Source organism: Roseburia intestinalis L1-82 (assembly GCF_900537995.1).
GTDB classification, from domain to species: Bacteria; Bacillota; Clostridia; order Lachnospirales; family Lachnospiraceae; genus Roseburia; species Roseburia intestinalis.
On record NZ_LR027880.1, the window covers coordinates 864792 to 889772 of the forward strand.

19 protein-coding genes and 1 pseudogene are annotated in these 24981 nt (G+C 41.8%); 16 read left to right on the plus strand and 4 right to left on the minus strand.

The genetic code is table 11. The features are described 5' to 3' along the window. Positions 1 to 84: 84 nt before the first annotated feature. On the plus strand, positions 85 to 1710 hold the full coding sequence (gene istA, locus RIL182_RS04185) for an IS21 family transposase (RefSeq protein WP_006855322.1): 1626 nt from the start codon (positions 85 to 87) through the stop codon (positions 1708 to 1710). Beyond that, positions 1710 to 2447 (plus strand): ATP-binding protein, encoded by a 738-nt coding sequence (locus RIL182_RS04190; RefSeq protein WP_006855323.1) that lies wholly within the window; start codon positions 1710 to 1712, stop codon positions 2445 to 2447. The genes istA and RIL182_RS04190 overlap by 1 nt, the downstream gene beginning before the upstream one ends. Positions 2448 to 2539: 92 nt before the next feature. Here RIL182_RS04190 and RIL182_RS04195 read toward each other — a convergent pair. From RIL182_RS04195 to tnpA, 3 genes and pseudogenes are all read right to left on the minus strand, one after another. Continuing rightward, positions 2540 to 2830, minus strand: a pseudogene (locus tag RIL182_RS04195) (transposase domain-containing protein); the annotation flags it as partial. A 146-nt stretch (positions 2831 to 2976) separates the two neighbouring features. Next, positions 2977 to 3330, minus strand: a complete 354-nt coding sequence (gene tnpB / locus RIL182_RS04200; protein ID WP_006855325.1) for an IS66 family insertion sequence element accessory protein TnpB — start codon at positions 3328 to 3330, stop codon at positions 2977 to 2979. Then, positions 3323 to 3661 carry an IS66 family insertion sequence element accessory protein TnpA gene (tnpA, locus tag RIL182_RS04205; RefSeq protein ID WP_006855327.1) on the minus strand — a complete coding sequence of 113 codons (339 nt, stop codon included), beginning with the start codon at positions 3659 to 3661 and terminating at the stop codon, positions 3323 to 3325. The genes tnpB and tnpA overlap by 8 nt, the downstream gene beginning before the upstream one ends. A 91-nt stretch (positions 3662 to 3752) precedes the next feature. Between tnpA and RIL182_RS04210 the strand changes: the two genes are divergently transcribed. The 11 genes from RIL182_RS04210 (at position 3753) to lon (ending at position 19646) form a co-directional block, all read left to right on the plus strand. Continuing rightward, the gene (locus RIL182_RS04210) at positions 3753 to 5282 is read left to right on the plus strand and encodes a hypothetical protein (protein ID WP_006858224.1); all 1530 of its coding nucleotides are present in this window, start codon (positions 3753 to 3755) and stop codon (positions 5280 to 5282) included. Next, a complete protein-coding gene (locus tag RIL182_RS04215) occupies positions 5279 to 5917 on the plus strand; it encodes a hypothetical protein (protein ID WP_006858223.1) in 639 nt (212 codons plus the stop codon). Before RIL182_RS04210 ends, RIL182_RS04215 begins: the two co-directional genes overlap by 4 nt. A gap of 725 nt (positions 5918 to 6642) precedes the next feature. Further along, a complete protein-coding gene (locus tag RIL182_RS04220; protein ID WP_134523050.1) occupies positions 6643 to 8316 on the plus strand; it encodes a hypothetical protein in 1674 nt (557 codons plus the stop codon). 373 nt (positions 8317 to 8689) lie between these two features. Beyond that, positions 8690 to 10420 carry an ABC transporter ATP-binding protein gene (locus tag RIL182_RS04225; RefSeq protein WP_044999386.1) on the plus strand — a complete coding sequence of 577 codons (1731 nt, stop codon included), beginning with the start codon at positions 8690 to 8692 and terminating at the stop codon, positions 10418 to 10420. Then, on the plus strand, positions 10420 to 12213 hold the full coding sequence (locus tag RIL182_RS04230) for an ABC transporter ATP-binding protein (RefSeq protein ID WP_006858222.1): 1794 nt from the start codon (positions 10420 to 10422) through the stop codon (positions 12211 to 12213). The genes RIL182_RS04225 and RIL182_RS04230 overlap by 1 nt, the downstream gene beginning before the upstream one ends. A 75-nt stretch (positions 12214 to 12288) precedes the next feature. Next, positions 12289 to 12768 carry an NUDIX hydrolase gene (locus RIL182_RS04235; RefSeq protein WP_006858221.1) on the plus strand — a complete coding sequence of 160 codons (480 nt, stop codon included), beginning with the start codon at positions 12289 to 12291 and terminating at the stop codon, positions 12766 to 12768. A gap of 25 nt (positions 12769 to 12793) precedes the next feature. Next, on the plus strand, positions 12794 to 13837 hold the full coding sequence (locus RIL182_RS04240; RefSeq protein ID WP_006858220.1) for a non-canonical purine NTP pyrophosphatase: 1044 nt from the start codon (positions 12794 to 12796) through the stop codon (positions 13835 to 13837). Between the two features lie 157 nt (positions 13838 to 13994). After that, on the plus strand, positions 13995 to 15338 hold the full coding sequence (gene tig, locus RIL182_RS04245) for a trigger factor (RefSeq protein WP_006858219.1): 1344 nt from the start codon (positions 13995 to 13997) through the stop codon (positions 15336 to 15338). A 102-nt stretch (positions 15339 to 15440) separates the two neighbouring features. Beyond that, positions 15441 to 16037, plus strand: coding sequence for an ATP-dependent Clp endopeptidase proteolytic subunit ClpP (clpP, locus tag RIL182_RS04250; protein ID WP_260048015.1), 597 nt, complete (start codon positions 15441 to 15443; stop codon positions 16035 to 16037). 20 nt (positions 16038 to 16057) lie between these two features. After that, positions 16058 to 17329, plus strand: coding sequence for an ATP-dependent protease ATP-binding subunit ClpX (gene clpX / locus RIL182_RS04255; protein ID WP_006858217.1), 1272 nt, complete (start codon positions 16058 to 16060; stop codon positions 17327 to 17329). Beyond that, a complete protein-coding gene (lon, locus tag RIL182_RS04260) occupies positions 17322 to 19646 on the plus strand; it encodes an endopeptidase La (protein ID WP_006858216.1) in 2325 nt (774 codons plus the stop codon). The genes clpX and lon overlap by 8 nt, the downstream gene beginning before the upstream one ends. A gap of 202 nt (positions 19647 to 19848) precedes the next feature. Here lon and RIL182_RS04265 read toward each other — a convergent pair whose 3' ends face one another. After that, positions 19849 to 21018, minus strand: a complete 1170-nt coding sequence (locus RIL182_RS04265; protein WP_134523052.1) for an IS110 family RNA-guided transposase — start codon at positions 21016 to 21018, stop codon at positions 19849 to 19851. Positions 21019 to 21295: 277 nt separating this feature from the next. On the opposite strand from RIL182_RS04265, the gene yihA reads away from it, so the two are divergent. The 3 genes from yihA to pyk all read left to right on the plus strand — a co-directional run bounded on the left by yihA (position 21296) and on the right by pyk (position 24962). After that, positions 21296 to 21922, plus strand: a complete 627-nt coding sequence (gene yihA, locus RIL182_RS04270; RefSeq protein WP_118412774.1) for a ribosome biogenesis GTP-binding protein YihA/YsxC — start codon at positions 21296 to 21298, stop codon at positions 21920 to 21922. 258 nt (positions 21923 to 22180) lie between these two features. After that, complete coding sequence (gene arcC, locus RIL182_RS04275; RefSeq protein ID WP_015520028.1) at positions 22181 to 23113, plus strand: carbamate kinase; 933 nt, start codon at positions 22181 to 22183, stop codon at positions 23111 to 23113. A 70-nt stretch (positions 23114 to 23183) separates the two neighbouring features. Further along, a complete protein-coding gene (gene pyk / locus RIL182_RS04280; protein ID WP_006858213.1) occupies positions 23184 to 24962 on the plus strand; it encodes a pyruvate kinase in 1779 nt (592 codons plus the stop codon). The last annotated feature ends 19 nt before the right edge of the window (positions 24963 to 24981 follow it).

Genomic DNA, 24981 nt, shown 5'->3' on the forward strand with positions numbered 1-24981 from the left:
GCTACCAGTCTGTGTAATCTAATCCTTATAATGATAGTAACCATCCCAAGGATGGTGAATACATCATTTTAAGGAGGATAATGTATGCAGTTGGATTACAAGGACATCATCATCAAACACTACGCGCTATCAATGTCCGGTAGCGAAATAGCTCGTCAGGCTGGTTTCAGCAAGTCTGGTGTTAATGACTTCTTGAGAGCATTCAAGAAGTGCGAAGATCTGAGCTATCCATTACCAGCAGGCATCACTAACTATGGTATTGCCCTGAAGGTGTATGGAGCTGTACCTGGATCAGGAGGACGAAATGAGAACATCGAGTTACCTGATTATGAAGATGCTGCCAAGCTTATGGCTACCCGTAAAAACATGACACTCATGTTTCTTTGGAACCGCTATAAGAAAAAGTGCGAAGAAGAAGGCGCTCGTTTCTATCAATACAGTCAGTATTGTGAGCTCTACAACAAGTGGTGCGAAGAGAATTATGAGACCGCCCACTTTGATGCTGTTATCGCACAAAAGATGGAAGTTGACTTTGCTGGACAGACGTTCTCCATGACAGATCCTCTTACCGGTGAGATTATGACCATCGTCGTTTTTGTAGCTATCCTGCCTTATTCACAGTATATCTATGCAGAAGGAATGCTCTCAACAAAGGAACCACAGTGGATTGATGTCAACAATCATGCCTTGGATTACTTTGGTGGAGTTCCTGCATTAGTAGTCTGTGATAACTGCAAACAGGCTGTTGTCGTTAATCAAGACTGGATTGAACCTGAACTAAACAAAGATTATGCTGATTGGGCTGACCACTATGGCACCGTTATTCTTCCAGCGAAGGTTCGTAAGCCGAAGTTTAAAAGTTCTGTAGAAAACGCAGTAGGCATTCTCGAGAAGGGCTTCTTCCACAAACTTGAAGAACGCCAGTATTTCTCACTGGAACAGTTTAATAAGGATCTTTGGAAGGAACTGGAGGCTCTGAATAAAGAACCATTCAAGAAGAAAGAACACAATAGATACTATTATTGGGAAGAAGAGAAACTTGAATTGATGCCGCTCCCCTCCATGCATTACGAGTACATGGAGAGAAAAACGGCAAAGGTGTCAAGTGACTTCCACGTACGCTTTGACAATGCTTATTATAGCGTAGATAAAGCGTTTTTGCATAAGAAAGTATCTATTAAGGCATCTTCAACTGTTGTTCGTATTTATTCTCTTACCGGAGAGTTCCTTTGCGAATGGCCAAGGGCAACCCGTAAAGGTCAGTGGTCAACAAATCCTGATCACCTGCCGGACAACTATAAAGGGTTTACCCAGTGGAATGCTCCTTACTTTATCCAGAAAGCGCAGCTCATTGGCAAGAATACAGAGACTGTTATTCGTACGATTCTCAAATCCAGACCATATGAAGTACAGACCTATCGTATGTGCCTGGGTATTCTGAACTTTACAAAGAAGTACAGTAATAAGGCTCTTGAAGAGTGCTGTAAGCAGGCGATTGCTCTGAATAAGCAGAAATACACCTTCATCAAGAATACGATATCTGTTGTAGCAGACGATCTCGGAGAGGCGGGATACCATCATTCCACATCGGTAAAGAAAGAACCGGTACGCGGCGGGTATGTAATGCCGCCGGAAGCTTCCAGTATAGACACCCTTTTATCTCGCAGCAGAGCCCTTGCTGATCAGATGCGCGAGGAGGTGGATGACTGATGCTTACAGGAACCGCTCTCATGAACGAGCTTGTCGATGAACTGAATGAGCTTAAACTTTCAACAATGGCAGCCACCTTAGATGATCTGTATCACAGACCCGGCTTTTTAGAGATGGATCGTCTCACGCTTATTGCAGAACTGATTGGTCCGCAGTTTCAGGAAAAAGTCAGTACGACACTGAAGAATCGGCTGACAGCAGCTCATCTGAAAGGATCTCCGGAGGAATTGGCGGATTGTGTGGACTCTGACAAGCGTGAGTATCTGCCTGCAGGTATAACCGAGGTGCTTTTTTCCCTTGACTTTATCGAAAGAGGCTATAATCTCTGCATTCTAGGAGAATCAGATGCTGGAAAGTCTTATCTTGCCAAAGCTATCGGCATAAAGGCCTGCAACCGGTATAACGTCGGTTACTTCCACAGCGAGGAGCTTCTGGAAAGCATGGTAGCCCTTAAAGAACAGGATTATGATAAATATGCTCGCAAGATGAAGAAGTATCTCAAATGGGAACTGATCATCCTAGATGATTTCCTGCTCCACACGATCACTGACGAACGGGAAATAAAAATCCTGTTCGAGCTGCTCGAAAAGAGGAACGAACAGAGAAAAAGCACTATCGTATGCTCCCAGCGTGATCCGGATAACTGGAAAGCAATGATTCTCAACGATGAGGTATCTGCTAATTCCATTATGAAGAGAGCCACAAAGCACTACACTATCAAGATCAACACACGATAAGTGGTGATCTTTTAACTAAAAATGGGCGGCCGTTGGCTTCGGAAAACGGCCGTTCTAAAACAGAATGGAGACCGCTGGGCGTCGTAAACTGCATCAATCTCAGCAGTATCCATATCTGCATTGACTTCAGCCTCATTAAACAGATCCATCTGTTCATATCCATCTGCGTATTTTTCACTGGAAGAACCGAAACGTCTTCTTTGTGCAAGCGCAAGACGGTCTGAAAGCATTGCGTTCATAAATTCCAGTTCTTTCTGCTTGTCTTTCAGAAGCTGTACCTCGGTCTCTTTTTTTTGAACCTGATTCTGCATGATTCGCATAACTTCCATCATGTTTTCACGGCTCATGTTATTCAGCTGTTCCTCTGTAAAAAACGGATCCATCCGGCAATCTCCAAACTCTTATATGATAATTCCAGTATAGCATAGAAAGTCCAGCTGTTCGAGAAAAATCAACGTTTTACTGTGTAGGAATATATACCGATATCCACGAGTATTTCGTGCTTTTTGCGAATTGACAAATCCGTTCTTTATACAACAATCTTTGGATGTCTTTCTTCAAAAGCTCCCTTCGGAGTAAGTGAAAGACCATCACACAGCCAATGCATCTCTTTCAGGGTCACTTTCTGTAATTCATCCGGAGTATCCGGCCAGTGAAAGGAATCTTTGTCAAGCCTCTTCATCAGAATCCAGAAACCGGATCCGTCCCATTGCAGAATCTTAATAGAAGTCCGCCTGCGGTTGCAGAACGCAAACATGCAGCGCGAATAGGGATCAAGTTTGAATTTTAGCTTGATAATTGCAGCCAGTCCGTGATAGCTTTTTCTCAGATCGGTAGCTCCACAGGCAAGGTAAACGGTTGTGCCACCTGCCAGATCAAGCATGATCTTTCAGCCCCTGGATCAGAACACGAAAAAATTCCGGCGGGCATTCAGGCATCACTTCAATCCGAATAGCGTTTGTGATAAAAATGCGGACTGGAGACGGGCTGATATTCAAAGTCTCATTCTTTGAAATCTCTTTTTCCGTTGGCATTTTTGCAAAAATCATATCTGTATCTGATTGTTCGTCCAATTTTTTCAGCTTGCGCATCCAATAATTCATTGTAGAGACTGGAACGTGATGTTCCTGACACCATGTTTTGCAAGTCTGCCCACTGAATTGAAATTCATGGATTCGTTCAGACCACAGCGTGATTTTTTCATCTGTTTTCATAATGATACAGTTTCCTTTCTTTGTTATGAAAAGAGTGTATCAGAAAAATATAGTTGCTGACAGATACGAATGATTACGTACTTACAAAGAAATGTATCATGGAGAAGAAAATCGTGATGCAAGCAGCAAAATCAGGGGATTTTTATTTCAGGATTTAGTTGCGATTAGTAAGTTGCTGGATGAAAAAACGGTATATGTTATACCCGAGTATATCGAGGATGTCTTTGTGTATACAGAGGATAAAACAGCATATGTTATTCAGGCAAAGTATTATCCGAAAGGGGACATTAAGGGGAAACATAAAGATATTATTCGTGATTTGTATTATCAGTATTTAAGGTTGGAAGTCAAAAAATATACAGAGAAAGTGATTCCTGTCTTGGCAGTATATAGTTTAAATAATATAACAAAGCCGGCATTGTCAATTCTACAAGGAGAGGATTATATAAATGTAAATAGAGAAGAAAAGCCGGCGGACATAGAGAATCCTGAGAAATGGTTAGAAGATAATGTATATTCAGAAAAAAAGAATGATGCAGCGACAAAACTATTTGAAAAATTTGCTTATAATGAATCAATGCGTAAATTTTTGGAGGCATATAAAATTGATCCAGAATATAAAGAGATAGAACAGTATCGAAAAGATATAGGTGATCAGTTAAGTACAATTCAGATTGATGGATGTGTAATTGAAGGAGAAAAAAGAAAGCTGATTTTGTTGGGATTGGCAATCCAGTATATTCAAAAAAGATACGATGAATCTATGGAGGGAGAGGAAAATTTTGAAAAAAGAAAGTGTAAGCGAACAGAATTTATTGAATATCTGAGACAAAAGATGTGTACGGAAACAGAAGAAACAATAGGAGCTTATTTACGTTTAATAGTCATTGAGTGTTGGGAACAAATTCAAAATGGAAGTGATCTTGTAGATGAAAAAGTGAGTGATATGTTGGAGTGCATCAGAGATTATACAGCACAGTGGTTATTTGAACTTGGGAGTAATGTACAGGGACAAAGGCAACTGTTGAATACTGTGAGCTCGCAAAATCAAAGTAAGCTTGAAAATTTTTGTGAAATGCCTATAACAAGGCGTCGCGAGATAATATGTGAGCATTATGATAGTATCAATGATTTTTTGAAATATTTATGGAAAATAATGATAGATATAAATATTGAGATATTAAGTCAAGAAATAGAGACTACGGATGAACAAAGAAAAAGATTAATGCCTCAAACCTATATAAATAGTTATGAAAAGAATTATATCAGTTTAAAATTCCCAGGGGATAATGTTGTAGATGGAGTTATATTAGCTAATATATTAGGCGGTTCAACTAAAACTAAAATGACTGCTATATTTGGTCGTATGAAAGAATTTCAACCTCAAAAGTGGTATATGGAAGCCGGATATAGAGGTAAATATTTATATACGATGAATATATCAGATATAAAAAATTTAGATAAAGAAGGATATGAAGTTACCGCAACTGATCCAAATAAATTTGAAATTGAGTGTATGGAATGTATTGATGTTGACATGGATGGGTGGAATAAAATCGAAAAATGTAACGAGTGTATTTTTGATCATAAGTGTGTAAAGCTAAAGGAGAAAAAAGAATGAATTGGCAGTCTTGTTTTGAAAAGTATAAATATAAATCGTTGATATCAGAAGATAAAAATGAAAATGAAAAGATATTAATGGAAATGTTTTATGAAGATGGTAAGAAACCAGATGAATTACAACAGGTGTATTTAAGCGAAAAGGAAGATGAATTATTTATAATACTACAGATGGAACCAGATATGGATGCAAAAAAGTTATCCGATAAATGGGATGCTAAAATATTAGCTTTTATTAATTTTGGTGAAGATTACGGAACCGATCACGCATGGATAGAAAAAATAAAATATAACATCACACAAATCATATTACACAGAGAAAAACTACAAAATAAGGATTTGGAAAAATCAGTTGATATTTCCAGAAAAATATTTTTAAAGTGTGATGAAAATGGTGAATTAGAAGAAAATGAGAAGGTTCGTTTACCTTTTTTATATGATGAGTTTGAGACAATGGAAATTAAATTGGACCAGGATGATGAGTTAATGAAAATATTGCCGGATAAAAAAACGCTATCTTTTTTATATGAAAAGCGTAAAAAGATCGATGGACGTAGTGTGAAAACGAAAGAGGAGCGGCTAAGTTATACAGACGAAGAATTAGAACTTGTGAAAGGATGGATGATGTCAGAATGAATATTAAAAAAATAAAAATTATCAATTTTCGTGGGTTCAGCGAAGAAAAAATATTCGAGTTTGAAGGAAAACCATTTGTTATGCTGACAGCTCCAAATGGTAAGGGCAAAACATCAGTTATTGATGCGATTGAGTGGTGCATGACAGGTGACATAAAAAGACTGCATGAAGGATACAATGACCGCAATACAAATGTAACAGAGAGAAAACAGAACGCAGGAGCAATTTTAAAAAATAAGAATCATCCTGATGAAAAAACAATAGTAGAAATGTTGATTACTGCGGAAAATGAAGAGTATACCATTCATCGTGAGCAGGACAAGGATACGTTAGATGATACAGGCGAAATAAAGATAAATGATTTTACAGGGGAGCAGGCGGAAGAAGAACTGAGAAAATTGATAGATGTTAAGAATTTTTATAAGTATCATTTCTGTGATATGCAGAAAACATATCGTTTTTTAAGTAAGAGCAGAGGAAATATAGATGCTGAGTTTTCGGATTTTGCTTCAGACTATACAGACGTGCAGAATGTGGTAGATAATCTTAATATATTTGAACAGGATCTTGGTTTCCGTATTGAAGAAAAAGAAGGCGAGAAACAAAGAACGGAAGAATCGGTTCAAAGACTGAGAGACAAACTGAAAGACTTTGAAAATGTTCCAGAGATCCTGCCATACGAAAAGGAAAAATTATTTGAAAATGAAAATACGGATATTGTAAAAATGACAACAGAGCAGCTGCAGGAACGACTAAGAAATTTGTATGCATGCGGATATCAAAGAGGAGTGCATTTGCTTGAGTGGAAAATTGCAGGGATGAATGCAGAAAAGCAAAAAAATGAACTTGAGAAATTAAAAAGTGAATTTACGATACATGAAAAAGAAATCAGACAGGCTGCAGAGAAGAAAGTATATCAGGATGACGTTTTAAAAAAAGCCGAAGCTGATTTCGAAAAATACCAGAAGAAAGAATTAACAGTGGTGAATTTAGAAGGAAATCGCCAGATGTTATTTCAGATAGAGAATAAAAAATTTAATAAAGAGTTTTGGGAGGAAACAGAAGAAAACTTAAAAGAATTAAAGAAAACGAAAGAGAAAATAAATAATGAGATTCAGATCCTGAGCAGGGGAGATGAAATATTAGACATTCTTACAACGCTTACCACAAAAAAAGCTGGATTGATCAATTATCGTTTGAAAATGAAACAGAAAAATCCGGAAGAAATTGTGTTGTGTCCAGTATGTGGGTCTGAAAAATTTGATCAAATTGCAGAAGATGATATTACAAAACAGGCACAGAGCTATCAGATAGAACATAGAGATTTAATTGAAACAAAAAAGAAAGAGTTAGATGGTATAAAAAAACAGGAAAATGATATTTGGGAAAAACGATTGAAAACAGCAAATATGGCACTGGAAGAAGCAAGAGATAAGGCTAAGAAAGAGCTTGATTTGGTGACAAATTTGTATAATGCTTCAAAAGAATATTTCACGGTTTTAGATAAGCTGCAGAAGAAAGCTGCTGAAAAATTTGCATTGGAAAATATGTTATTACAAGAAAATATTGTTGCTGCTATTGCATTTGATGAAAGTAAAATTTTAAGCTCTGACGAAAAAATTGCAATAGAGACAGAAATCAACCGGATATCTGTGATGGTAAATGAAACGATTCAGGGAATGACTGATGAAAGCCGGTTGAATAGTTTTAAAACAAAATCTGTATATGCGCCAGATGGAATTACATATAATGAGGAACTTTTGAATAAAAAAATCAGTTCTGTAAAAAGTTTCCTTGATAATATGGAATATACGAAAAACAGTAATGATCAGAAAGCTTTGGATGAAAAGAAGAAGGCAATTCAAGAAGAAATTGATAATTATAAAGACCTTCAGAAAAATGTTAAAAAACGTAGACAAAATATCGTTGAACAAATGGATAAGATGAAGCAGGAAGAATTTGAGCAGGTTGGAACCTATTTATACAAATTATTTTGTAAACTCTCACGAGATGTACAGATTGAAAAGATTCAGATGCAGAGAGCAAAGGGCGAAAAAATGGCTATACTTGATGAAAGTAATAAACCGTTGATCAACATGTTTAGTGATGGACAACTGAGTGTGTTTATGCTCTCATATTTTTTCGGAAATATTTTCAGATTGCAGGGGAGTGAGAAATTTCCAGTTTATTTTATTGATGATATTACAAGTTGTATGGATGATATCAATATGCTTGCTTTCTTAGATCTTATTAAATATCAGCTGATGAGATCTGATAGACCAATGCATCAGATTTTTTTTGTAACATGTAATGAAAAAATCCAGAATTTGATTGAATATAAAATGGAAAATTGTGGGATAGTATATAAAAGAATTGGAATAGAGGAGTTTGCCGGATAAACATAATTTCTTCCCCAGCCCCCTTGACAACCCCACCCCCTCAAGCGTATACTTGCAAAGTAATCTAAAATTTTGAAGAAAGAGAGGTAAAAGTAATGATTAGATTAACAAATGTTACAATCAACGAACTGCATAATCATCATACAATTACCTCGGTTAATTCTGTTACGCTGGCATAAATTCATGCAAAAGTAAATAGAATGTTTTTTGACATACTTCCCGTGGTGAGATATGACACCGCGGGATTTTTTTGTGCTAAGGGGGCTGCTTGTGAAGCGTGCAGGCGGCTGTCAGAGTGGTGCGTCACGGTACAAAAATATGTCAGAGACCGGGGAGTGTAAGAGGGGAAAGTAAGGAGGAATCACAAGAATTTATGAAAAAGTTACATACATATATCGGACATTACTGGTATGGGTATTTGTTCGCAATATGTTCCATGATTATAGCGACCGGACTGGATATGGTTTATCCACAGATCACACAGCGGATCGTGGATGAGGTCATCATCGGCGGGAAAATGGAACTGCTCACCGGGCTTTTGGTGGGAATCGTTGCGGTTGGGATCGGACGCTGCATCTTTGGATACTGCAAAGAGTTTTCGTTTGACGTCTTAAGTTCTAAGATCGGCGCACAGATCCGTAAGGATCTGTTCCGGCACATTCAGACATTGTCGATGAATTATTTTGACAATACGAACACCGGAGAACTGATGGCGAGAGTCAAGGATGATGTTGACAAGATCTGGAATGCGATGGGATATGTCGGCATGCTGACGATCGAGGTCGTCATCCATGTGAGCATGGTGCTCTACTGTATGTTTCATCTGAACTGGAAACTGGCGCTGATACCGCTTGTGACGATGATTTCCTGCGGTGCGATCGCGATCATCATGGAGCGGAAACTGGATAAAATTTACGAGGATATCAGTGAGGAAAATGCGGTGCTGACCACGGTTGCGGAGGAAAATCTTGCAGGTGTGCGCACTGTAAAAGCATTTGCCAGAGAAAAATTTGAGATTGAAAAATTTCTGTCACACAACAAGCGTTACTATGACTTGAATATCAGCCAGTCGAAGGTGCTGGTAAAATATTACCCGTATTTTCAGTTTGTAGGAAAAGCACTTCCGGTAGCCATGACGATTTTGGGCGGTGTTTCCGTGATGCATGGAAATATGACGCTCGGTGCGCTGGTCGCATTTGTCGAATACAGCAGAAACTGCACCTGGCCGATGGAGATGCTCGGCTGGCTGACGAATGATTTGTCCTCTGCCGTTGCTTCTTATAAGAAGATCAAGAAGATTTACGGGGAGACGGCGATGATCAAAGATGAGGAACAGCCTGTCGTGTTAGAACAGGTGAAAGGGGACATTTCTTTCGAACATGTTTCATTTTCCATTGAGGGAAAAAATATCCTTTCTGATATTAACTTTACGGTTCCGGCAGGAAAAACCATCGGAATCATGGGTGCGACCGGTTCGGGAAAATCCTCAATCGTCAATCTGTTACAGCGTTTTTATGATGTGTCGGACGGCGCTGTAAAAGTGGATGGCACGGATGTGCGGAAACTTTCTTTAAAACAGCTTCGCAGCAGTATTTCTGTTGTATTGCAGGATGTATTTCTGTTTTCCGACACGATCGAGGAAAATATCAAGATGGGGCAGCGAAAGGTAATGCCGTTCGATGAGATCCGCAGAGCGGCAGACTGTGCACAGGCAAAGGATTTCATTGAAAAAATGGATGAACAGTATGCGACCGTCATCGGTGAGCGCGGTGTCGGACTTTCCGGCGGACAAAAGCAGCGTATCAGTATTGCGCGTGCCATTGCAAAAAAGGCGCCGATTCTGATTTTAGACGATTCCACGTCCGCGCTTGATATGGAGACGGAACATGAGATCCAGAAAACATTAAATGAATTAAAAGATACAACGAAAGTGATCATTGCGCACCGTATTTCTGCGGTCTGTCATGCAGATGAGATCATCTATCTGAAAGACGGAGGGATTGCGGAGCGCGGAACGCATCAGGAACTGCTTGCAAAGCGCGGACTTTATTATGAAACTTACATGGCGCAGTATGGCACGTTCTTAGGAGGGGAGGCGATGTAATGGCAGTCAATTCGTATCGTGAAGACGAATTTATGGAAAATACCGACAAGAAAAAAATCATGCGGCGGCTGTTTTCCTATCTGCTTGCGTATAAAGGCACGATTATTGCCGTGTTAGTATGTATGGGAATTACGGTGGCGATCTCACTGGTAAACCCGCTCTTGATCGAGGAAGCAATCGATCACTATATTGCACAGTCCGATCTGCATGGGCTGATTGGGCTTGGAATTTTTGCACTCGTGTTAAACCTGATCTTTATTGTGATGGTAAAACTCAGAATGTATGCAATGGCGGTGATCTCCAACAAAATTTTGCTTCAGATCCGCCAGGATCTCTATGAGCACATCCAGACGCTGTCGTTTTCATTTTTTGACAGCAGACCGACCGGAAAAATCCTTGCGCGTATCATCGGGGATGTCAATTCTTTAAAAGATGTGCTGGTCAATGTGGTCACGACGATGGTGCCGGAATTTGTGACGGTAGTCGGGGTTGTCGTGATCATGCTGGTAAAAGACTGGCGGCTTGCGCTTGCATCACTCTCTACGATCCCGCTTATGATCGCGGGGATCTGGTTTGTACAGACGGCATCCCACAAACGCTGGCAGATATTCCGGAAAAAGGCATCAAACTTAAATGCTTATGTGCATGAGGATATTGCCGGAATGAATGTGGTTCAGAGTTTTGCGGCAGAAGATGAGACACAGGAGATTTTTGAAGGACTGACGGACGAACATCAGAGATCATTTGTGGATGCGGTAACTTATGCTGACATGTTTGGCCCGGTCATTGATTTCTGCTGGGGATTTGGTGCGATGATGCTTTATCTGGTCGGCATCCGTTTTCTGGGATTTGAAAAAGTATCGGTCGGACTTCTGGTTGCATTCGGAACTTATATCAATATGTTCTGGAACCCGATCATGAACTTGAGCAATTTTTATAACAATCTTGTCACAAATCTTACGGCGGCAGAGCGTATTTTTGATATCTTAGATACCGACGCTGACATTGTGGACGCAAAGGATGTGACGGAACTGCCGGATATAGAGGGAAGTGTTGAATTTTCACATGTAAGTTTTACTTATGATAAGGGAACACCGGCGGAAACAAAGGTACTTTCCGATGTCAGTTTTTCTGTAAAACCGGGTGAGACGATCGCACTGGTAGGACCGACCGGAGCAGGAAAAACAACGATCGTTAATCTGATCAGCCGTTTTTATGACATTGAAGACGGCAAAATTTTAGTGGATGGTTACGACTTGACAAAGGTTTCCATTGAGAGCTTAAGGCGTCAGATGGGTGTTATGACGCAGGATAATTTTATCTTTCATGGAACAGTCCGTGACAACATTTTATATGGGAAATTAGATGCGACAGATGAAGAAATGATCGCGGCTGCAAAGGCAGTCAATGCGCATGATTTCATTATGAAAATGGAAAAAGGTTATGACACGGAATTAAAAGAACATGGAGCAGGACTATCCATCGGACAAAGGCAGTTGATCGCGTTTGCGAGAACGATGATTTCCATGCCGAAAATCCTCATTTTAGATGAGGCAACATCCAGCATTGATACACATACAGAACTTTTAGTGCAGCAGGGAATCGAGGCGCTGCTTTCCGGCAGAACCAGTTTTGTGATCGCACACAGACTCTCCACGATTCAGAATGCGGACCGCATTTTTGTGATCGACAAGGGCGGTATTTTAGAACAAGGAAGTCCGGCAGAGCTGATGGAGAAAAAGGGCGCTTATTATAAACTTTATATGGCGCAGTTTGCAGGTCTGCAGGAGTAAAAAAATATTTGCTGCTCACACAGTACGTGTGAACGGCAGCAAAAACGAAACAGAAAATTTCTACAGGAGGATGCGATGTTTTTAACCACACTTTGTTATATCGAAAAAGATGACTGTTACCTGATGCTGCACCGGGTAAAAAAGGAAAACGACCTGAACCATGACAAGTGGATTGGTGTCGGCGGCAAGTTTGAAGCGGGGGAAATGCCGGAAGAATGTATGCTGCGTGAGGTAAAGGAAGAGACAGGTCTCACCCTGACATCTTACCGCGCGCGGGGCGTCATTACCTTTATTTCCAACGAGTGGGGTATCGAATATATGCACTTATTTACGGCAGACCAGTTTACCGGGGAGATGACTGACTGCGACGAGGGAGAACTTGTCTGGGTTCCGAAAAAGGAGATCAAAGACCTGAAACTGTGGGAAGGTGACAAAATATTCCTGCGGCTTTTGGATGAGTGTGAGGAATATTTTTCGCTGAAGCTGGTATACGAAGGCGATACGCTGGTCGATAAAAAACTTATCATTGCCGGGAAAGAACAGAAAGCAGAGTGACAGGCCGGTAACAAAGGAGAGAAACATGATAACAAAAACTTACCCGGTCGGCACCCTGCCTGCTTATAAATATGTAGTAGTTTTATCTGAATATCAGGGCAAAATTTTGTTGAGCAGACACAAAAAACGCACCACATGGGAGACACAGGGCGGAAAGATTGAACCGGGAGAGACACCGCTTATGGCGGCAAAGCGTGAACTTTACGAGGAGTCCGGGGCAGTGGATTTTGAGATAGAGCCGTTGTGCGACTATTGGGCGGGAGAGGTGCAGACCAAAGAAGAAGGAAATGGACGTGTCTTTCTTGCAAAGGTAAAAAAGCTGTCAGCCATGCCGGAAAGTGAGATGGCAGAGGTACGCACCTTTGACGAACTGCCGGAAAAACTGACTTATCCGGCGATCACACCGACACTGTTTGAGCGGAAAAAACAGGGCATCGGGAAACGTCTGCTTTACGGCACTGGAAATCCTGCAAAATTAAGTCTGATGCGGAAAAATTTAGAACAGCTGCAGATAGAGATCGTTGGGTTATCGGATATTGATGTGGCAGTACCACAGGCAGACGAGGATGGCGATTCGCCGCTGGAAAATGCAAGGAAGAAGGCAAAGTGTTATTACGAGGCTTTTCAGATTCCGGTGTTTTCCTGTGACACAGGTCTGTATTTTGAAAATGTCCCGGAAGATAAACAGCCGGGCGTGCATGTCAGGAGGGTGAATGGAAAAAATCTGTCAGACGCGGAAATGCTTGCATATTACAGCGGACTTGCTGCAGAGTATGGTGGTCTGCATGCATACTACCGCAATGCCATCTGTCTTATCATGGATGAGGAACATATTTATGAGTCGATGGATGAAACGTTCTCGAGCGAACCATTTCTGATCACGTCGGTCCCGCACCCGGATGGAATCCGCAGGGAGGGATTTCCACTTGACTGCCTGTCGGTGGATCTTACAACCGGAAAGTACTATTATGACCTCGATCCGGCAGAACTTGGAAAGGTTGCCGCAGAAGACGGAAGTCGGCGGTTTTTTGAAAAAATAACTGGTATTTTCCCACACAATATGTTATAATCCTAAAATGACTGTGATAGTCGTAGTACGCCCTTTTTTCCGAAAGACAGGCGAAACCCTTGAAAAACGGGGGTGCTCGACAGGAACATAGAATGAAATGAACGGAAAAAAGTACATCAAGTATTCATATAAAGTTTGAAGGAGGAAATGAGTAATAATGAGTGTACAGGTGGAAAATTTAGAAAAGAACATGGCAAAACTTACGATCGAAGTTGCAGCTGAGAAGGTAGAGGATGCAATCCAGGCTGCATATATGAAAGAGAAAGGAAAGATCAGCGTTCCAGGTTTCCGTAAAGGTAAAGTGCCGAGAAAGATGATCGAGAAAATGTACGGAGCAGGCGTATTCTATGAGGATGCTGCAAATACCCTGATCCAGGAGAACTACGCACAGGCAGTAGAAGAGAGCGGTGTGGACGTCGTTTCAAGACCGACTATCGAAGTGGTACAGATCGAAGCTGGCAAACCTTTCATTTTCACAGCAGAAGTTGCTGTAAGACCGGAAGTAAAACTTGGCAAATACAAAGGCGTACAGGTAACAAAGATCGATACAACAGTATCTGATGAGGAAGTTGCAGCAGAGCTTGAAAAAGAGAGACAGAAGAACTCCAGAACTGTTACTGTAACAGACAGACCGATCGCTGAGGGAGATACAGCAGTGATCGATTTCGAAGGATTCGTTGATGGTGTTGCATTTGAGGGCGGCAAAGGAGAGAATCATCCGCTTGAGATCGGTTCCAACTCTTTCATCGATACATTCGAAGATCAGTTAGTAGGAAAGAATGCCGGAGATGAAGTAGACGTAAACGTTACATTCCCGGAGAAATATCAGGCAGCAGATTTAGCAGGAAAACCTGCATTATTCAAAGTTAAGATCCACGAAGTAAAAGCAAAAGAACTTCCGGAGTTAAACGATGAGTTCGCACAGGATGTATCTGAGTTCAATACTTTAGAAGAGTACAAAGAGGACTTAAAGAAACACTTAGAGGTTCAGAAAGAGGACGAAGCAAAACGCACAAAAGAGGATGAGGCAATCCAGAAGATCATTGACAAATCTACAATGGAGATTCCGGAAGCAATGATCAAAACCCAGTGCGAGAACATGGTAAATGAATTTGCTCAGAGACTTGCTCAGAGCGGACTTTCCATGGAGCAGTATATGCAGTTCTCCGGTCTTACATTAGACAAATTAGAAGAGCAGGTTCGTCCGGAAGCTGAGACACGTATTAAGAGCAGTCTTGTATTAGAGCAGATCGCAAAAGACGAGAACATCGAAGTAAGCGAGGAAGAGATCGACGCTGAGATCGAGAAAATGGCAAAAGCTTATGGCATGGAAGCAGACAAGCTCAAAGAATACATGGGCGACGCTGAGAAAGAATCCATGAAGAGAGATATTTCCGTAACAAAAGCAGTTGATCTTGTTATGGAGAACGTAAAAGAAAGAGCAAAAGCTAAGACTAAGAAAGAAAAAGAAGCGGAAGCTGAAGAAAACGCAGAAGAATAAGAGAGGCTTCGTCGAAAGCGGACAACATACAACAGACTGGCTCATTCGGGCCGGTCTGTTTAAGCATATAAGCAATAATTAAATTTTTATAAACAAAATGGATTGGAGGAAAACAAAATGAGTTTAGTACCTTACGTCATTGAGCAGACCAGCAGGGGAGAGCGTAATTATGATATTTACTCCCGTTTATTAAAAGACAGAATCATTTTCCTCGGAGAAGAAGTGAATGAGACAACAGCAAGTCTTACCGTAGCACAGTTACTTTTCTTAGAGTCAGAAGATCCTGGAAAAGATATCCAGTTATATATCAATTCCCCGGGTGGAATGGTAACAGCAGGACTTGCAATTTATGATACAATGCAGTACATCAAATGTGATGTATCCACGATCTGTATCGGACTTGCAGCAAGTATGGGAGCATTTTTACTTTCCGGCGGTACCAAAGGAAAGAGACTTGCGCTTCCGAACGCAGAGATCATGATCCATCAGCCGTCCGGCGGAGCAAAAGGTCAGGCGACAGAGATCCAGATTGCAGCAGAGAATATCTTAAAGACGAAAAAACGTTTGAATGAGATCCTTGCTGCAAATACCGGAAAACCATATGATGTGATCGCAGCAGATACAGAGCGTGATTATTATATGTCTGCGGAAGAAGCAAAGGCATATGGTCTGATTGATGATGTCATCACAAATCGATAGAATACGGAGAAACAGCAATTATGGCAGGAAGAAATGACGATAAATTCCGTTGTTCCTTTTGCGGGAAGACGCAGGATCAGGTTCGCAAGCTGATTGCAGGACCAAACGGTGCATATATCTGTGACGAGTGCGTGGATATCTGTGCTGAAATTATCGATGAAGAATTAGAAAATGATGAGGCAGCAGGTGAAGTGGCAGAGCCGGAAGAGCAGATTAATCTGTTAAAGCCGGAAGAGTTAAAGGCATTTTTGGATGATTATGTCATTGGACAGGATCAGGCAAAAAAAGTGCTGTCTGTGGCTGTCTATAACCATTATAAAAGAATCATGGCCGGAGATGACCTCGGTGTAGAGCTTCAGAAGAGCAACATTCTGATGTTAGGACCGACCGGTTCCGGAAAAACACTGTTGGCACAGACATTAGCGAGAGTCTTAAACGTTCCATTTGCAATCGCAGATGCGACCACACTGACGGAGGCCGGATATGTTGGAGAGGATGTTGAAAATATCCTTTTAAAGATCATTCAGGCGGCTGATTATAACATTGAACGTGCACAGCGCGGAATTATCTATATCGACGAGATCGACAAGATCTCCAAAAAATCTGAAAATGTATCCATCACCAGAGATGTATCCGGTGAGGGTGTACAGCAGGCATTATTAAAAATCTTAGAGGGAACTGTTGCGTCTGTTCCGCCACAGGGTGGAAGAAAGCATCCGCAGCAGGAGTTGATCCAGATCGACACGACCAACATCTTATTTATCTGCGGCGGTGCGTTTGACGGACTTGAGAAGATCATTGAGACCAGAATGGATCAGAAGACGATCGGATTTAATGCAGATATCCGTGACAAGAGAGATTACAATATCGGTGATGTGTTAAAACATGCACTTCCACAGGATTTTGTAAAGTTCGGGTTGATCCCTGAGTTTATCGGACGTGTGCCGGTAACGGTATCTTTGGATATGCTTGACAGGGACGCATTGATCCGCATTTTACAGGAGCCGAAAAATGCGCTGACCAAACAGTATCAGAAGCTGTTTGAGTTAGACGGTGTAGCGCTTGACTTTGACAAAGAAGCACTTGAGGCGATTGCAGATAAAGCGTTAGAGCGCAAGACAGGAGCGCGTGGACTTCGTGCGATCATGGAGGCTGTTACATTAGATCTGATGTACCACATTCCATCGGATGAATCTATTACACAGTGCCAGATCACAAAAGAGATGGTGGATGAACAGCTTGCGATCGAAGAACGTGAACTTGAAAAGATAGAGGAAAAACAGGTTGGATAATAAAGCGATGAAAATGCCTGCGGTGGCACTTCGCGGAATGGTCATCCTTCCGGGGATGATCGCACATTTTGATGTGAGCCGTGAAAAGTCGATTCATGCAGTAGAACAGAGTATGATGGATGAACAGAAGATCTTCCTTGTTGCACAGCGTGATGTGGAGCAGGAAGAGCCTGGCATCGAAGATTTATATCATATCGGTATTATTGCAGAGGTCAGGCAGGTCATAAAATTACAAAACAACATCGTCAGAGTTTTAGTGGAAGGAACAGAGCGGGCACAATTGTCCGCTTTTGTTTCTCAGACGGACTTTTTAGAGGTGGAACTCACGCGGTGTGAAGAAATTGATGAGGGATTGTCGGACGAGGCAAAAACGGCTATGGTGCGCAGTGTACAGGACACATTTGAAAAATATGTAACTGTCAACCCGCGTGTCGGAGGTGAAATGCGCAGACAGGTCAGGGAAGAAAAGAATCTGCCGAAGATCATGGATCTGATCGCCAACAATCTTCCTTTTTATTATGAACAGAAGCAGGAAATATTAGAGGCAGTTTCACTGACGGAGCGCTATGAAGTTTTGATGGCGCTTCTTTTAAAAGAAATTGAGATCACTGCGATCAAAAATGAATTCCAGGCAAAAGTAAAGAAACGTGTGGATAAGAACCAGAAGGAATATATCCTGCGTGAACAGATGAAGCTGATCCGGGAAGAACTCGGCGAGGATAATACGGAGTCAGATGCGGATGCCTATTTAGAACAGTTGAAAAAGTTAAAGGCAGACAAAGAAGTCAAAGAAAAGATCAAAAAAGAGATCTTACGCTTTAAAAATATCAGTGGAAGTTCTTCGGAGAGTGCAGTCAGCCGCGGTTATATCGAGACCATGTTAGAACTGCCGTGGAATAAGGCATCCAAAGATAACAAGGATCTGAAAAATGCAGAGCGCATTTTAAATGAAGATCATTACGGATTGGAAAAAGTAAAAGAGCGTATGTTAGAGTTCCTTGCTGTGCGTAATCTGACGAAAAAGGGCGAGAGCCCGATCGTATGTTTAGTCGGACCGCCTGGTACCGGAAAGACGAGCATTGCCCGTTCCGTGGCGCGTGCACTTGATAAAAAGTATGTTCGAATCAGTTTAGGCGGCGTCCGTGACGAGGCAGAGATCCGTGGACACCGGAAAACTTATGTCGGTGCGATGCCAGGACGTATTGTCAATGGTCTGCGCAGTGCCGGCGTGAAAAACCCACTGATGCTGCTTGATGAGATCGATAAAATGAGCAGCGATTATAAGGGCGACACTGCATCTGCCATGCTTGAGGTGCTCGACGCAGAGCAGAACTGTAAGTTCCGCGACCACTATATCGAGGTTCCGATTGATCTGTCAGAGGTACTGTTTATTGCGACGGCGAACTCTGTACAGGATATCCCGCGTCCACTGCTTGACCGTATGGAACTGATCGAGGTGAGCAGCTATACGGAAAATGAGAAGTTCCATATTGCAAAAGAGCATTTGCTGCCGAAGGTAAAAGAGAAAAACGGTTTAAAGCCGGAACAGTTAAAGATCAGTGACCGTGCGCTGCAAAAGATCATTTCCGGTTATACAAGGGAAGCAGGTGTGCGTAATTTAGAGCGCAGGCTGTCTGAAATTACAAGAAAATCTGCAAGGAAAGTATACGAATCCGAAGTCAAATGCGTAAAAGTTACAGGTCAGAATGTAGAAAAATATCTTGGAAAAGAGAGATATACGTTTGATCAGAAAAACGAGAACGATGAGGTCGGAATCGTGCGCGGTCTGGCATGGACGAGCGTCGGCGGTGATACGTTGGAGATCGAGGTCAACGTGATGCCGGGCAAAGGCGAAGTACAGCTTACCGGACAACTCGGAGATGTGATGAAAGAGTCCGCACAGGCAGGCTTAAGTTATATCCGTTCGGTAGGGGAAGAATATCATATTCCAAAGAAGTTTTTTCAGGAAAATGACATTCATATCCATATCCCGGAGGGGGCAGTGCCAAAAGACGGACCGTCCGCAGGTATCACGATGGCGACGGCAATGCTTTCTGCGATCACACAGACTCCGGTCCGTGCGGATGTCGCAATGACAGGAGAGATCACACTGCGCGGCAGAGTTCTCCCGATCGGTGGCTTAAAAGAAAAGATCCTTGCAGCGAAGAATGCCGGAATCAAAACGATCTGCATTCCGAAGAAAAACGAGAAGGATGTGGAGGAAATTTCCTCAGAAATCAAAAAAGGTCTTGAACTTGTATTTGTAGAGAAAATGCAGGATGTACTTAACGTGGCATTTGTAAAAAGACAAAAATAAGATTTTCTGCCGGCAAATAAAAAAGAATGTTTTAGAAATCATAGCAAGTGAATGAAGATAACAATGAGGAGACCAGCTATGAAAAGTCAACCATAAATTAGTAAAAAATTTCTTTTTCATATCGGTGGTAAAAAAGGGTAACTTTAATAGAGCTCCCTTAGGGTGCTTTTTCAAAATCTATCGATATTGGTATACAGACCTCTTATTTGAGGTTAAATTCGACATTGTCGGTGAGCATCTTCCAGATGACTCTGACAAGTTTGCCGGAACAATGCCCAAGTGCATTGTAGTGAGACCGGCCTTCAGCCCTCTTGGCATCATAATAAGCCTTGAAGGTTGCGTTGTTTCTGACAACGTTCCAAGCTGCATTTACAAGGGCATATCGTAAAACACGAGAGCCACGTTTGGACATCCTTGTTGTCTTAGCCTGAAAGTTACCAGACTGATAAACAGAAGGATCCAGACCAGCAAAAGCAAGCAGCTTGTTTGGATTGGAGAAACGGTGAATATCACCTATTTCACCAAGAATCATTCCACCATTGATATAACCGATACCAGGAATGGTCATGATGACAGAATCGTTGAATTTCATGATATCCGTCATCTCAGCTTCAATCTTTTCTAATTGGCTATCCAGTAACTCGATTTGTTGAATGGTTTGAGTTATCTGAATAGATATAGCGCTGTCGTTAGCACCGACAGACTTCTGTGCGAGAACTCTTAATTCTTTGGCCTGTTCTTTGGTAAAGTGTCCGTGTGAGTTCACTTTGAGCAGATTTGCCAGATGAGTCATATGCATGGAAGCAATCTCTTTTGGAGAAGGTGCTTCTTTTAATAAAGCATAGACAGCGTGTTGATGCAGACCGGATTTGAAAAAGTATTGAATCTCCGGAAAGACCTGATCAACATAGGTTGTCAGTTGAATTTTCAATCGGGTACGTTGCTTTATGGTTTTCTGACGGAAACGTCCCAATGCCTTAAGATCCATCATATCGAGATCGAAGAAGCTGACGAATCTGAGGTTGTCCTGTATCATAAGAGTTTTAGCAATCACGTAAGTGTCGACCTTATCTGTCTTAGTTTTGCGAACGTTATTTTTTCGCATTTGACAGGTTTTGATGGGGTTCAACACACACACTTGGTAAAGCTCAGTAACAAGGTATCGAACAAGGTTGTCACCGTAGTGTGCCGTTGACTCAAGACCGATGATGAGGCTGTTCTTATCGAATGATTCGAGTTTAGAGACCAGCAGTTGGAAGCCATCAGCGTCATTTGTGAATTTGAACGGCTCAATGATTATTTCACCGTCGGAAGAAATCGCAGCGGCGAAATGATTAAGTTTGGCAATATCAATGCCTACGTAAATTTTCATGAGGTTGTACCTCCCTTTCCTAAAGTCTGATACCATGATGTCCACCAACGATTATCATCGTAGACTTGATAGAAATAAGTACTCTAAGTGAAAAACACTCCGGCAACATCCAGCTAATAAACAATTCAGATAAAGGTAGTGGCAATACACTCCAGTTGAGTAGTCAAGCTACAGAAAACAAATCAAAAGTCCATAGTATCTGAATTGTATTGAACCACGATATTAAAAGAAAGGAAATATGTGATAATTAACTTCCTAATTATCATACAAGAATAACATGGTAATAAAAAATGTAAATCTGGAAATTGTCTGCGGTGTGACGAGTAAAGTGCCGGATACTGCATATGCGGAGGTAGCTTTTGCAGGAAAGTCAAACGTTGGAAAATCATCCCTGATCAATGCTCTGATGAACCGTAAAGCGTTAGCACGTACTTCTGCACAGCCGGGAAAAACACAGACCATCAACTTTTACAATATCAACGATGCCATGTATCTTGTGGATCTGCCGGGATATGGTTACGCAAAAGCATCCGAGGAAGTAAAGGCTAAGTGGGGAAAAATGATTGAGAATTACCTGCACACGTCCAAACAGTTAAAAGCAGTATTTCTCCTGATCGATATCCGCCACGATCCTTCCGCAAACGACAGGATGATGTATGAGTGGATGGTATATCAGGGATTTGCACCGATCATTATTGCGACCAAACTCGATAAGATCAAACGAAGCCAGATCCAGAAAAATGTCAAAGCGATCCGAGAGGGCTTAAACGTGCAGCCTGGCACTATGATCATTCCGTTTTCAGCAGAGACAAAGCAGGGGCGTGATGAGATATGGGAGCTGATCGATTCATTTGTGTTGCCGCAGGAGGATGCGCCATCCGTTGAAAATGCAGAAGAAAAATAAAATGTTCGCGGAGTTATACATTTATTCATGCCAATAGAATGTCTGCGGAGCGTGCATTCTATTGTTCAGGATAAAAGAATGTACGCAAAGCGAGCATTCTATTGTTTAAAAATATGTCAGAATATGGTATGCTGAAACTATAAAAATTTACAAAAAGCAGAAAATCTTAACAGGAAGCAAACTCTTATCAGATTGCGCCTGTATGAGGTTCATGCTAAAATAATCACTATGACGAAGAGTCAGTATCGGAGGATAGCCATGAAAAAGAAAAAAATCGTAATAGCACTTGGTCATGAAGCACTTGGTACCACATTACCGGAGCAGAAAGAGGCAACAAAACGCACTGCAAAAGCGGTTGCTGATTTTATCCGCGATGATTATCAGGTAGTCATTACACACAGTAACGGGCCACAGGTTGGTATGATCCATACAGCAATGAATGAGTTCTGCAGATTATATCCGGAGTATACCGCTACGCCAATGTCTGTATGTTCTGCAATGAGTCAGGGATATATCGGTTACGATTTACAGAATGCTATCCGTGCCGAGCTGCTGAATAAAGGCATTTATAAGACAGTTTCCACAGTTCTGACACAGGTTGTTGTCGATCCATATGATGAGGCTTTTTACAAACCAGGTAAGGTGATCGGACGTGTGATGACAGAAGAAGAAGCTGAGGCAGAGGAGAAAAAAGGAAATCATGTCACAGCAGTAGAAGGAGGATTCCGCCGTATCGTTGCAGCACCGAAGCCAATGGATATCGTTGAAATCGATGCGATCCGTGCATTATCGGATGCAGATCAGGTTGTTGTTGCCTGCGGAGGTGGCGGTATTCCGGTACTTGCACAGGACAATAATTTAAAAGGTGCGAGTGCAGTCATTGAAAAAGACCTTGCAGCAGGAAAATTAGCAGAACTTTTAGATGCTGACATGTTAGTCATTTTAACAAGTGTGGACAATGTATGTCTGAATTACGGCACAGAGAATGAGAAACCTCTTTCGACCATGACTGTTGCAGAAGCAAAACAGTATATGGAAGAAGGTCAGTTCGGAGAGGATGACATGCTGCCAAAGATTCAGGCTGCCATTGATTTTATTGGAGATTCCGCAATCCGTTCCGTACTTATTACAAAGCTGAACAAAGACGGCACCTATGTGAGCGGTGGACCGGGTACGATGATCACGAAATAAACTGCCATTTTTATGGTAATAATAAGACTGAATCGATTGCCGAAAATAAATTTTTTTACGAGGAAAAAAGATGTTTAGAAAAACAAAAATTGTTTGTACTTTAGGACCTTCAACAGATAAGGAAGGTGTATTAAAACGCCTGATCGAAGAGGGAATGAACGTTGCCCGTTTTAATTTTTCCCATGGTGACCATGAGGAGCAGTTAGGACGCCTTCAGATGTTACAGAAACTTCGTAAGGAATTAAAGCGTCCAGTCGCAGCACTGCTTGACACAAAAGGACCGGAGATCCGCCTGAGAGATTTTACGGACGGAAAAGTCGAACTTAAGGATGGACAGACTTTTACCCTGACAACCGATGAGATTATGGGAGATGCAAAACGTGTTTCCATTACTTATAAAAACCTGCCGGAGGATGTAAAACCGGGAGATCGCATTCTGATCGATGATGGTCTGATCGGAATGGAAGTAAAAGAAATCAAGGTGACATCTGGCGCAAAGGCAGATAAAGATGGCAATAAGCCAAAAGATATCATCTGCCAGGTGTTAAATGGCGGTGTGATTTCCAACAGAAAAGGCGTGAACGTTCCGAATGTAGAATTGTCCATGCCATATATCAGCGAAAAAGATTATGGTGATATCGTATTTGCGGTAGAGCATGATTATGATTTTATTGCTGCATCTTTTGTCCGTACCGCAGATGATGTGCTTGCAATCCGCAAGATCCTTGCAGAAAAAGGCGGCGAGGATATCAATATCATTGCAAAAATTGAAAATATGCAGGGTGTACAGAATATTGACGATATTATCCGTGTTTCCGATGGAATCATGGTAGCGCGTGGTGATATGGGTGTTGAGATCCCGTTAGAGGATGTACCGGTGATCCAGAAGATGATAATTAAAAAAGTATACGATGCAGGCAAGAAGGTTATCACAGCGACTCAGATGCTTGATTCCATGATGAAACATCCGCGTCCGACCAGAGCAGAGGCAACTGACGTTGCAAATGCAATCTACGACGGAACCAGTGCGATCATGCTCTCCGGAGAGACAGCTGCAGGTATGTATCCGATCGAGGCTTTAAAGACCATGGTGCGTATTGCAGTCCGTACGGAACAGGATATCAATTACTTACAGCGTTTTAAAATGCGCAAAACCATGAGCAACCCGGATGTGACCAATGCAATCTCCCATGCGACATGTACAATGGCGGGAGATTTGAATGCGGCAGCAATCATCACGGTAACAAAATCAGGACGTACCGCCCGCATGGTTTCCAAATATCGTCCAAACTGTCCGATTATCGGAGGATGTCTGACAGAAAAGATTTACCGTCAGCTTGCATTATCCTGGGGTGTGATCCCGCTTATGATCGAGGAAAAGACACAGGCAGAAGAACTGTTTGACTATGCAGTCGATGCAGCAGAAGCAGCAGGAATCATTTCCAAAGGAGATGTTGTTGTCTTAACCGCAGGAGTTCCTCTTGGTGTATCCGGTACGACCAACCTGATCAAGGTGCAGGTGGCAGGACATATCTTAGTGGAGGGACAAGGAATCGGAACACAGAAGATTTCTGCAAATCTCTGCGTTTGTCACAATGAAGAAGATCTTAAAAACTTTAAAGTCGGGGACATCATTGTTGCAAAAGATACCAGCAATGCCATGATGACACAGATGCGTGAGGCATCCGGACTCATCGTGGAAGCATCCGGTGAAAACTGCCACGCAGCAATCGCAGGATTAAGCCTTGATATTCCGGTTCTGATAGGTGCTAAACATGCGCTTGATGTCTTAAAATCCAGTGCATATGTAGAATTGGATTGTGAGAACGGACTTGTGACAGCAAATTAATTTGCAACAAATTTTGTTA

What these genes read in the sequence shown, in the direction of transcription:
- RIL182_RS04230 (WP_006858222.1), top strand. Translation starts at nt 10,420, where the DNA reads ATGGCAGTCAATTCGTATCGTGAAGACGAATTTATGGAAAATACCGAC.
- RIL182_RS04265 (WP_134523052.1), bottom strand. Translation starts at nt 21,018, where the DNA reads ATGAAAATTTACGTAGGCATTGATATTGCCAAACTTAATCATTTCGCC.
- tnpB (WP_006855325.1), bottom strand. Translation starts at nt 3,330, where the DNA reads ATGCTTGATCTGGCAGGTGGCACAACCGTTTACCTTGCCTGTGGAGCT.
- tnpA (WP_006855327.1), bottom strand. Translation starts at nt 3,661, where the DNA reads ATGAAAACAGATGAAAAAATCACGCTGTGGTCTGAACGAATCCATGAA.
- arcC (WP_015520028.1), top strand. Translation starts at nt 22,181, where the DNA reads ATGAAAAAGAAAAAAATCGTAATAGCACTTGGTCATGAAGCACTTGGT.
- istA (WP_006855322.1), top strand. Translation starts at nt 85, where the DNA reads ATGCAGTTGGATTACAAGGACATCATCATCAAACACTACGCGCTATCA.
- RIL182_RS04235 (WP_006858221.1), top strand. Translation starts at nt 12,289, where the DNA reads ATGTTTTTAACCACACTTTGTTATATCGAAAAAGATGACTGTTACCTG.
- tig (WP_006858219.1), top strand. Translation starts at nt 13,995, where the DNA reads ATGAGTGTACAGGTGGAAAATTTAGAAAAGAACATGGCAAAACTTACG.
- RIL182_RS04220 (WP_134523050.1), top strand. Translation starts at nt 6,643, where the DNA reads ATGACAACAGAGCAGCTGCAGGAACGACTAAGAAATTTGTATGCATGC.
- RIL182_RS04190 (WP_006855323.1), top strand. Translation starts at nt 1,710, where the DNA reads ATGCTTACAGGAACCGCTCTCATGAACGAGCTTGTCGATGAACTGAAT.
- pyk (WP_006858213.1), top strand. Translation starts at nt 23,184, where the DNA reads ATGTTTAGAAAAACAAAAATTGTTTGTACTTTAGGACCTTCAACAGAT.
- clpX (WP_006858217.1), top strand. Translation starts at nt 16,058, where the DNA reads ATGGCAGGAAGAAATGACGATAAATTCCGTTGTTCCTTTTGCGGGAAG.
- yihA (WP_118412774.1), top strand. Translation starts at nt 21,296, where the DNA reads ATGGTAATAAAAAATGTAAATCTGGAAATTGTCTGCGGTGTGACGAGT.
- RIL182_RS04240 (WP_006858220.1), top strand. Translation starts at nt 12,794, where the DNA reads ATGATAACAAAAACTTACCCGGTCGGCACCCTGCCTGCTTATAAATAT.
- RIL182_RS04225 (WP_044999386.1), top strand. Translation starts at nt 8,690, where the DNA reads ATGAAAAAGTTACATACATATATCGGACATTACTGGTATGGGTATTTG.
- RIL182_RS04215 (WP_006858223.1), top strand. Translation starts at nt 5,279, where the DNA reads ATGAATTGGCAGTCTTGTTTTGAAAAGTATAAATATAAATCGTTGATA.
- RIL182_RS04210 (WP_006858224.1), top strand. Translation starts at nt 3,753, where the DNA reads ATGTATCATGGAGAAGAAAATCGTGATGCAAGCAGCAAAATCAGGGGA.